Source organism: Streptomyces sp. NPDC059668 (assembly GCF_042734135.1).
Lineage (GTDB): Bacteria > Actinomycetota > Actinomycetes > Streptomycetales > Streptomycetaceae > Streptomyces.
This window is the reverse complement of record NZ_JBHWEL010000007.1, coordinates 133,648-143,297: the sequence shown is the minus strand read 5'-3', so window position 1 is coordinate 143,297 and position 9,650 is coordinate 133,648. Positions and strand designations below refer to the sequence as shown.

The 9,650-nt window shown below is 71.9% G+C and carries 8 protein-coding genes; 5 read left to right on the top strand and 3 right to left on the bottom strand.

Annotated elements, in window-relative coordinates; genetic code table 11:
• Window positions 1-139 precede the first annotated feature (139 nt).
• On the bottom strand, window positions 140-1,642 hold the full coding sequence (locus ACFV2J_RS08500) for an LVIVD repeat-containing protein (RefSeq protein WP_385086509.1): 1,503 nt from the start codon (window positions 1,640-1,642) through the stop codon (window positions 140-142).
• A 144-nt stretch (window positions 1,643-1,786) separates the two neighbouring features.
• Between ACFV2J_RS08500 and ACFV2J_RS08495 the strand changes: the two genes are divergently transcribed.
• From ACFV2J_RS08495 to ACFV2J_RS08485, 3 genes are all read left to right on the top strand, one after another.
• A complete protein-coding gene (locus ACFV2J_RS08495; protein WP_385086512.1) occupies window positions 1,787-2,488 on the top strand; it encodes a DUF305 domain-containing protein in 702 nt (233 codons plus the stop codon).
• 465 nt (window positions 2,489-2,953) lie between these two features.
• Window positions 2,954-4,330 carry an FAD-dependent oxidoreductase gene (locus ACFV2J_RS08490; protein WP_385083967.1) on the top strand — a complete coding sequence of 459 codons (1,377 nt, stop codon included), beginning with the start codon at window positions 2,954-2,956 and terminating at the stop codon, window positions 4,328-4,330.
• A gap of 178 nt (window positions 4,331-4,508) precedes the next feature.
• On the top strand, window positions 4,509-5,870 hold the full coding sequence (locus ACFV2J_RS08485; RefSeq protein ID WP_385083966.1) for a nucleobase:cation symporter-2 family protein: 1,362 nt from the start codon (window positions 4,509-4,511) through the stop codon (window positions 5,868-5,870).
• Window positions 5,871-5,981: 111 nt separating this feature from the next.
• Here the strand turns inward: ACFV2J_RS08485 and ACFV2J_RS08480 are convergent, their stop codons facing one another.
• The gene (locus ACFV2J_RS08480; RefSeq protein ID WP_385083965.1) at window positions 5,982-6,350 is read right to left on the bottom strand and encodes an ArsR/SmtB family transcription factor; all 369 of its coding nucleotides are present in this window, start codon (window positions 6,348-6,350) and stop codon (window positions 5,982-5,984) included.
• A gap of 169 nt (window positions 6,351-6,519) precedes the next feature.
• Here ACFV2J_RS08480 and ACFV2J_RS08475 point away from each other — a divergent pair, with 169 nt between their 5' ends.
• A complete protein-coding gene (locus tag ACFV2J_RS08475) occupies window positions 6,520-7,599 on the top strand; it encodes an NADH:flavin oxidoreductase/NADH oxidase (protein ID WP_385083964.1) in 1,080 nt (359 codons plus the stop codon).
• A 162-nt stretch (window positions 7,600-7,761) separates the two neighbouring features.
• Here the strand turns inward: ACFV2J_RS08475 and ACFV2J_RS08470 are convergent, their stop codons facing one another.
• On the bottom strand, window positions 7,762-8,775 hold the full coding sequence (locus ACFV2J_RS08470) for an alpha/beta hydrolase (protein WP_385083963.1): 1,014 nt from the start codon (window positions 8,773-8,775) through the stop codon (window positions 7,762-7,764).
• Window positions 8,776-9,084: 309 nt separating this feature from the next.
• Between ACFV2J_RS08470 and ACFV2J_RS08465 the strand changes: the two genes are divergently transcribed.
• Window positions 9,085-9,558, top strand: a complete 474-nt coding sequence (locus ACFV2J_RS08465) for a carboxymuconolactone decarboxylase family protein (protein ID WP_385437787.1) — start codon at window positions 9,085-9,087, stop codon at window positions 9,556-9,558.
• Window positions 9,559-9,650: the final 92 nt, after the last annotated feature.

Sequence of the window (9,650 nt, the reverse complement as noted above, 5' to 3'; positions counted from 1 at the left end):
CCCAGCGGGGGCGGGGGGTGTCTCCCCCCCAATACTCCCGCGTGGGCTATGGGGCGCGCCCCCCGCACCCGGGGGGCGCCGCGGCCACGCACGGGGCGGATCTGTCACGGTTCTTCGCGACCGGCCGCCTGCCGGACGATCAGTCGAAGTAGTCCGGCTGGGTCTGCACGTTGAGCTCGCGCAGGTGGACCCGCTTGGCCGGGTCGGTGCGCCGGTCGCTGAGCTTCAGGACGTCGAAGCCCTTGGCGATGTCGTTCGAGTAGATGTAGCCGTTGTAGTAGTACGCCGACCATGAGCCGCCGACCTGGAGCGTGTCGGTGCTCAGCGGGCCGCGCTCGAAGTAGGCGATCTCCTTCGGGTGGAGGGAGTCGGTGAAGTCCCAGACGGAGACGCCTCCCTGGTACCAGGCCTGCACCATGAGGTCCTTGCCCTTGACCGGGATCAGCGAGCCGTTGTGGGCCACGCAGTTCTCGGTGTCCGCCTGGTGACGGGGGATCTTGTAGTAGCTCCGGAAGACCAGCTTGCGCCGGTCGCCCTTGCCGACGATGTCGTAGATGCCGTCGGCACCGCGGTTCGGGCCGATGGCCGCGTTGCAGGTGGCCGCGCCGCCGCCGCCCAACTCGTCGGTGAACACGACCTTGTCGGCCTTCTGGTTGAAGGTCGCGGAGTGCCAGAACGCGAAGTTGACGTTGTCCTCGACCTGGTCGATGACCTTGGGGTGTTCGGGGTCCTTGATGGAGAACAGGATGCCGTCGCCCATGCAGGCGCCCGCCGCGAGGTCCTTGGAGGGCAGCACGGTGATGTCGTGGCAGCCGGTGGTCTTGGAGACGCCCGGGTTGGTGGGCGAGCCCGGGTTGCCGCCGCCGTCGGGTCCCTCACCGGGGAAGAGCACCGGGAAGTTCACCACCGCGGCCTTCTCGGGCGCGTGGCGCGGCACCTTGATGACCGAGATGCCGTCGTGCGGGGGCTGGCAGTCGGGGAACGTGGCGCTCGGCGAGTACGAGGACACGTAGATGTAGACGTTCTTGCGTTCCGGCACCAGTGAGTGGGTGTGCGAACCGCAGGCGGTCTCGACCGCGGCGACGTACTTCGGGTTCGCCTTGTCGGTGATGTCGAAGACCTTCATGCCCTCCCACGAGGACTTCTCGGTCGCGGGCTGCGTGGTGCTGTTGCAGGAACTGTCGCTGCGCGAGGAGTCGGTGGAGAGGAAGAGCAGGTTGCCGGAGACCGAGACGTCGTTCTGCGATCCCGGGCACAGCACCTGCGAGACCGTCTTCGGGGCCTTCGGGTTGCTGATGTCGAAGATGCGGAAGCCGTCGTAGTTGCCGGCGAAGGCGTACTCGCCCTGGAAGGCGAGGTCCGAATTGAGCCCGGCCAGGGCGTCCTTGGGGATGTTGGTGAGGTGCTGGACGTTGTCGGAGTGGACGATCTCGTCCTGTCCGGGTATCTCGCCACTCTCCACCGCCGCCCTCACCTCGGCGGCGTCGCTCCGGGAGACCTTGTCCCGCGCGGCGGGACCGTCCCCGGGATCGGGGGTCGCGGCCGCCGGGCCGGCCGTGAGCAGCGCGGCCAGGAGTCCGGCCGCGACGGCGGCAACTCCCAGGCGTCTGTGCCGCGTTCGGGGATCGTTCAACAGGGTCACTGCGTCCTCCCTTGTAGCCGTTCGCAGAGGAACGGTTCACGGACCCCAGAAGTATCGTCCGTCCCATGCGCTGATCAACAGATGGCAACGTACTCGTAATGAGAGTTTTTGATCGGGCGCGTTCGGAAGCGTGCTAGGACGGTCATGAACACCCGTGAGTGTAAGCCGATCCGTGTGTCCCAGGAGGTCGCCGTGTTCTTCCGCCGTTCCCCCCGCGCGTCCCTGGCCGCCGCTTCGGTGGTGGTCGCCGTACTCGCGCTCGGGGCCTGCGACGACTCGCGTGCTCCGGCCAAGTCCGGTGCGGCGGGCGGTCCTTCGGTGATCGCGCCCGGCAAGCCCGGCGAGGCGGCGGAGACGCTCTCCGCCGACGATGCCGCGAAGCGGCGCACCGAGGACGACTCCCCCAACTCGGCGGACTTCGCCTACGCCCGGATGATGATCGAACACCACACCCAGGCACTGGAGATGACCCGGCTCGCCCCTCGGCAGGCCGAGTCCGGCCGGGTGAAGGCACTGGCGGCGCGCATCGCGGCCTCGCAGGGCCCCGAGATCAGCACGATGAAGGGCTGGCTCGACACACACGACGCGGCCGCTCACACCACGGGACACCAGCACGGGGCGATGCCCGGCATGGCGACCGACGCCCAGCTCAAGGCGTTGCGCGTGGCCCGGGGCAAAGTCTTCGACCGCCTCTTCCTGAAGCTGATGATCACGCACCACGACGGGGCGATCGCGATGGCCACGGACGTGAAGGCCCAGGGCAACAACATCCAGATCGAGGAGATGGCCGACGACGTGATCGCCCAGCAGACCAGCGAGATCAGCAGGATGCGGGCGATGTCGTGACGGTCCGCGCTCCCGGAGGTCCACGCCGTCGGCTTGGCCGGCGCCGCATGTGACGGCGGGCCAGGAACCCGTCCGCCCCGGTGATCGGCCGGGGTGTCCCGCACGGCCGTGCCCGGCGGCGCACTCACCCGCCGCGGCCCGGATCCGCCCCCGCTGTGCGGCCTGGTGCTCCCCGGCGGCCGGCCACGGGCCGCGGTGACGCACCGTGGACCGTGGCCCCCCGATGCCACGATGCCACGCGGCCACGCCCGGCGGCCGCGGCCGGCCGTGCCCTCGCGCAGGCCCCGGTCCACGGTGCGCCGCCGACGCCGCCGCGCGCCGCGGCGAGGGACACGTCGATCCATACGAACGGACACGCACACGTGTGCCGCGCGCCGCACCCTGTCAGCGGGCCATGAGTGGTGCGATGCTGGAGCCATCAGCGATCTCCTCGGGATGTCCGGGTTTCGGGTTGGGAGTTCCGCCGTGTTGCATGTCGCCGTCGTCGGATCGGGGCCCAGCGGGGTCTACACCGCCCAGAGCCTCGTACAGAGCGGTCTGCCCGACATCCGGGTGGACGTCCTCGACCGGCTGCCGTGCCCGTACGGCCTGGTCCGCTACGGCGTGGCCCCCGACCACGAGAAGATCAAGTCGCTCCAGAACAATCTGCGCGCCGTCCTGGAGGACGAGCGGGTACGGTTCCTCGGCGGCGTCCAGGTGGGCCCCGGCGGCGTACCGGCCGCGCGACTGCGCGAGCTCTACCACGCGGTGGTGTACTGCGTGGGGGCCGCCACCGACCGGCACCTCGCGGTGCCCGGTGAGGAGTTGTCCGGCAGCTGGTCGGCGACCGAGTTCGTGTCCTGGTACAGCGCGCACCCGGACTCGGTGGCCGACGGAGCCGCCGGATTCGTGCTCGGCACCCGCTCGGCCGTCGTCATCGGCGTCGGCAACGTCGCCGTCGACGTCACCCGGATCCTGGCCCGCGGCGCGGCCGAACTGAGCCCCACCGACATGCCGCAGGCGGCGCTCACCGCGCTGGCCGCGAGCACGGTGACGGAGATCAGCATGGTCGGGCGGCGCGGCCCGTCGCAGGCCCGGTTCACCACCAAGGAACTGCGCGAGCTGGGCGGGCTGCCGGACACCGACGTCGTGGTGGACCCCGAGGAGCTGGCGCTCGATCCGCAGTACGTCGACCCGTCGGCGCTGCCCGCCGCACAGCGTCGCAACGTGGAGGTGCTGCGCGGCTGGGCCGCCGCCCCGGCGCTCGGCCGCCCGCGCCGGATCCGGCTCCGTTTCTTCCTCCGTCCCGTCGCGCTGCTCCCCCGCGCGGGCGAGCCGGACGGCACCGGCGGCCGGGTGGGCGCGGTGCGCTTCGAACGGACGGTGCCCGACGGGCACGGCGGGGTGACGGGCACGGGCCGCCACGAGGACATCCCGGCCCAGCTGGTGCTGCGGTCGGTGGGCTACCGCGGGGTGCCGCTCGAAGGACTGCCGTTCGACGAGGAGCACGGCACGGTGCCGCATCTCGCGGGACGGGTGCTGCGGGACGGGGTGGTCTCTCCGGGCGAGTACGTGGCGGGCTGGATCAAGCGTGGTCCGACGGGCGTCATCGGCACCAACCGGCCGTGCGCGAAGGAGACGGTGACCTCGCTGCTGGCGGACGCGCCCGATCTCGTACGACGCGAGGTGCCCGGGGACCCGCTCGCGGCGCTGCGGGCGACGGGCTCGGCGCCGGTCGAGTGGGCCGGCTGGGAGGCGATCGAGCGGGCGGAGGCGGAGCTCGGGGCATCCCTGGGACGGGGTGTCGTGAAGCTGCCCGACTGGACGTCGCTGCTCGCGGCGGCGCGGACGGCGACGCCCTGAGGACCTCCCCGTGATCCCCGCGGGGTACGGCGAGTCGCTCGGGTTTCCGTGGGCATGACACACACCGGCAACAGACCGGAAATCAACAAACTGTTCAAGCCCTCTACGGTCTCGTGCTGGTCGGAGTTTCCCCGCGCCCTCCGGCCTCCCCCGATCCGCCGCCGCTCCTGGAGTGCCCATGGCAGCAACCACCGCACCCGTGCATCCCGTGGACGAGGTCCCGCCCGTACGCGCCCTGGCCGCCTTCGGGCTGCAGCACGTGCTCGCGATGTACGCGGGAGCCGTGGCCGTTCCGCTGATCGTGGGCGGCGCGATGAAGCTCTCACCGGCCGATCTGGCGTATCTGATCACCGCCGACCTGCTGATCTGCGGGATCGCGACCCTCATCCAGTGCGTGGGGTTCTGGCGCTTCGGCGTACGTCTGCCGATCATGCAGGGCTGCACGTTCGCGGCCGTCTCACCGATGGTGCTCATCGGGACGACCGGCGGCGGACTGCCCGCGATCTACGGGTCGGTGATCGTCGCGGGCCTCGCGATCATGCTTCTGGCGCCGGTCTTCGGCAGGCTGCTGCGCTTCTTCCCGCCGGTCGTCACCGGCACCGTCATCCTGATCATCGGGGTCTCGCTGCTGCCGGTGGCGGGCGACTGGGCCGCCGGCGGCGTGGGCGCGAAGGACTTCGGCGAGCCGAAGAACCTCGCGCTCGCGGGCTTCGTACTGGCGGTCGTGGTGGGGGTGCAGCGGTTCGCGCCACCGTTCCTGAGCCGGATCGCGGTGCTGATCGGCATCGGGGTGGGACTCGCCGTGGCGGTGCCCTTCGGCTTCACCGACTTCGGCGGCGTCGGCGACGCCGGCTGGCTCGGGATCAGCACGCCGTTCCACTTCGGCGCTCCCGCCTTCCGCGCCTCGGCGATCGTCTCGATGCTGGTCGTGGCGCTGGTGACGATGACGGAGACGACCGGGGACCTCATCGCGGTGGGCGAGATGACCGACCGCAGGGTCGAACCGCGCACCCTGGCCGACGGGTTGCGCGCGGACGGCCTCTCCACGGTTCTCGGCGGTGTCTTCAACACCTTCCCGTACACGGCGTTCGCGCAGAACGTGGGCCTGGTCGGCATGACCCGGGTACGCAGCCGCTGGGTGGTCGCCGCCGCGGGCGGCATCCTCGTACTGCTCGGCCTGTTGCCCAAGCTGGGCGCGGTGGTCGCGGCGGTACCGGCGCCGGTGCTCGGCGGCGCGGGTCTGGTGATGTTCGGGACGGTCGCCGCGAGCGGGCTGCGCACCCTGGCCGAGGTGGATTTCAAGGGCACCGACAACCTCACCGTCGTGGCCGTCTCGGTCGCCGTGGGCCTGCTGCCGGTCGGGGTGCCGACGGTCTACGGGAAGTTCCCCGACTGGTTCCAGACGGTGATGAACAGCGGGATCAGCGCCGGTTGCCTGACGGCGATCGTCCTGAACCTGCTCTTCAACCACCTGCGGGGCAGGCCGGGTCCGCGAGAGGACGGCGCCGCCGCTCCGGACGCACCCACGGTCACCGCGTAGCAGGCTCCGCGGTCATCACCCGGCCGGCTTCCTGGGCATCCGCGGTCATCGCCCGGCCGGCTCCCCGGCCACCCGCAGTCACCCGCGGTCACCGCCTGAACGGATGGGGCCTCAGCCGTCGCCCCGCTCCGACGCCTGGCGTGCCGCCGCGGCGAGGACGCAGTCGATGAGGCCGGGGAACAGCGCGTCGAGGTCGTCCGCGCGCAGCCCGTTCATCTTGGCCGTGCCGCGGTAGACCTGCCGGATCACCCCGCTCTCGCGGAGGACCCGGAAGTGGTGCGTGGTGGTGGACTTGGTGACCGGCAGGTCGAAGTGCGAACAGGACAGCTCGTCGCCGCCGGCGGCGAGCTCCCGCACGATCCTCAGCCGCATCGGATCGGACAGCGCGTGCAGCACGCCCTCCAGGCGGATCTCCGCGCACGCGGGGTGCGCGAGATCCCGGCTGCTGCCGGCGGGGGCGGCGGGGGCGGCGGTCGTCACGGCGGCTCCAGTCCTGTGCGCGGCACCCGCCCCGCATCGTCTCCGGGCGGGGTTCCACGATCGGTCTTCCGGTCTCCCATTGTACGAGACCTCTCGTAGTTTGACACTTCCCGTACTACGATGTTTATCGTAGTAACGACATCCGGTCCCGCGACGAATGGAGTCCGCCGTGAGCGCGCTCTTCGAGCCCATCACTCTGCGCGATCTGACGATCCCCAACCGGGTGTGGATGCCCCCGATGTGCCAGTACTCGGCGGCTCCGGAAGGAGCCTCGACGGGCGCCCCGAACGACTGGCACTTCGCCCACTACGCCGCGCGCGCCACCGGCGGCACGGGTCTGATCGTCGTCGAGGCCACCGCCGTCTCCCTCGAGGGCCGGATCACCCCGTACGACCTCGGCATCTGGAACGACACCCAGGTCGAGGCGTTCCGTCGCGTCACGGGTTTCCTGCGCGGCCAGGGCACCGTGCCCGGGATCCAGCTCGCGCACGCCGGGCGGAAGGCGTCGACCGACCGGCCCTGGACGGGCGGCGCGCCGGTCGGTGCGGACGCGTACGGATGGCAGCCGCTGGCCCCGAGCGCGCTCGCCTTCGACGAGGGCCATCCGGTGCCGGCCGAACTCGGCGTGGACCGCATACGGGAGATCGTCGGCCAGTTCGCGGACGCGGCCCGGCGGGCCCTGGACGCCGGGTTCGAGGTCGTGGAGATCCACGGCGCCCACGGCTACCTCGTCAACGAGTTCCTCTCCCCGTACTCCAACCGGCGCACCGACGAGTACGGCGGCTCCTACGAGAACCGCATCCGGTTCGCCCTCGAAGTGGTCGACGCCGTCCGTGAGGTCTGGCCCGAGGACAAGCCGCTCTTCTTCCGTGTCTCCGCCACCGACTGGCTGGACGAGGGCGGCTGGAGCGCCGACGACACCGTCCGCCTGGCCGCCCGGCTCCGGGAGCACGGTGTGGACCTGCTGGACGTCTCGACGGGCGGCAACGTCGCGGGCGCCCGCATCCCCGTCGGGCCCGGCTACCAGGTCCCCTTCGCCGCGCGGGTGAGGGCGGAGACCGGCCTGCCCGTCGCCGCCGTCGGCCTGATCACCGACGTCGAGCAGGCCGAGAAGATCGTGGCCAACGACGAGGCCGACGCGGTGCTGCTGGGCCGTGAACTGTTGCGCAACCCGTCGTTCGCCCGCCTCGCGGGACGTGAGCTCGGCGCGGACGTACACGTGCCCGAGCAGTACCACCGCTCGGTCTAGGCCCGCTTCCGACGTTGCCCCGGGAGGCCGGCGCCCCTGGGACTCGGCAGCCCCGGTGGACGCCGGTCGCGGCGCAACCGCCGCAGGAGCACGGCCGGTCGGAGCCGGGGCCGGCCGCGGGTCGGTGGCAGGCCGCCTCTCCGGACCTTCCGGCCCGCCGCGTCAGTTCCCGAGCAGCCGGCGCAGCCACCGCAGGCGGGCCGCCTTGGTGTCCTGGGACAGGGCGGCCCGCGGCGCCATCTGGTCGTATCCGTGGAAACCGCCCGGCCAGACGTGCAGTTCGGCGCGACCCCCCGCCTGCCACATCCGGGTCGCGTACGCGACGGCCTCGTCACGGAAGGTCTCGGCCGAACCGACGTCGATGAACGCCGGGGGCAGCCCGGTGAGGTCCTCCGCGCGCGCCGGGGCGGCGTACGGGGAGACGTCGGGGCCACCGCGCGCGTCGCCGAGCAGGGCCGTCCACCCGGTGTCGTTCGCCGTGCGGTCCCACAGGCCCACCCCGGCCATCTGGTGGCTGGACGGGGTGTCGTTGCGGTCGTCGAGCATCGGGCACAGCAGCACCTGCCCCAGCAGTGCCGGACCGCCGCGGTCCCGGGCGAGCAGGGCGACGGCCGCGGCCAGGCCGCCTCCGGCGCTGCCGCCGGCGACGATGATCCGGTCTGCGTCGAATCCCAGTTCCGCGGCGTGCCCGGCCGTCCACACCAGTCCCGCGTAGCAGTCCTCGACGGGCGCCGGGTGCGGGTTCTCGGGAGCGAGGCGGTACTCCACGGACACCACCGCCGTGCCCAGTTCGCGGGCCCAGCCGAGGATCTCCGCGACACCGGAGCGGCTGCCGCCGACCACCATCCCGCCGCCGTGCGTGTGGTAGACGACCGGCACGGGGGCATCGGTCCCGGTGGGCCGGCAGACGAGCAGGGAGACGTCCGGGGCGCCGGGCGGCCCGGGTACCGTACGGTCCTCGATCTCGAAGGCGCCGTCCCCGCCCAGGTCCGGCTCCGCCCGCTCGAACGCCGCCATCTCCTCGCGCAGCGCCGGGATCATCTCGGGGTGCAGGGCGGGCGGCATCTCCTCGGCGACGACTTCGAGGACGGCGGCGAGTTCCGGGTCGAACGGCGGGGGCGGCCCCACCCGGAAACGCTCGCTCCCGGCGGAGGATGCGGAAGGTTCGGCGGTCATCGGCTCTCCCTGCGTCACGGTCACGCCCCTGTGACCACTGCCGTCATGGTGCACCGGGCAGGCCGTGCGGCGGGAGCGCCGTACGGCGGAGAAGTCCCGCCGCGCGGCGGGGTGCTCCGAGGACGGCGGCGGTCGCGGTGGCAGGGTCCGCGGAACCGCCCTTCCGTGGTCCGCGGTGCCGGAACCCGGTGATGCGCGGCCTACGGGATGGTGCGAGATCCAGGTCACTCCGGCTCCCTGTCACAGATCGCCCCGCCGCCCCGGTCATACGTGTGTATCCGCATTGCCGTCGATCGTCAGGAGATCACCGTGGAATCACGTCTCAACTACTTCGGCCACCCCCTCGCGGGCAAGATTCTCAAGCACATCAACACGGCCGGGATGGTGGCGTCGGAGACGGCGCTGCCGCACACGGTCCAGGAACTGGTGAAGATCCGCGCGAGCCAGATCAACGGCTGCGGCTTCTGCACCGACATGCACACCAAGGACGCCGCGGCGGCGGGCGAGACCGCGCAGCGGCTCCACCTGGTCGCGGTCTGGCGTGAGGCCACGGTCTTCACCGACGCCGAGCGCGCCGCGCTCGAACTGGCCGAGCAGGGCACCCGCATCGCCGACGCCGCCGGCGGTGTGACCGACGAGGCGTGGGCCGAGGCGGTCAAGTACTTCGACGAGGAGCAGCTCGTCGCCCTGATCTCCCTCATCGCCATCATCAACGCCTACAACCGCATCAACGTCATCAACCAGCAGCCCGCCGGGAGCTACCAGCCCGGCCAGTTCGGCTGACCGACGCCGTTCAGCCGGACACGACCGGGGGGGGGGGCCCCCCCCCCCCCCCCCACACCCCTCGAGCGAGCCCGCGCCGCGTCAGCTCGCGC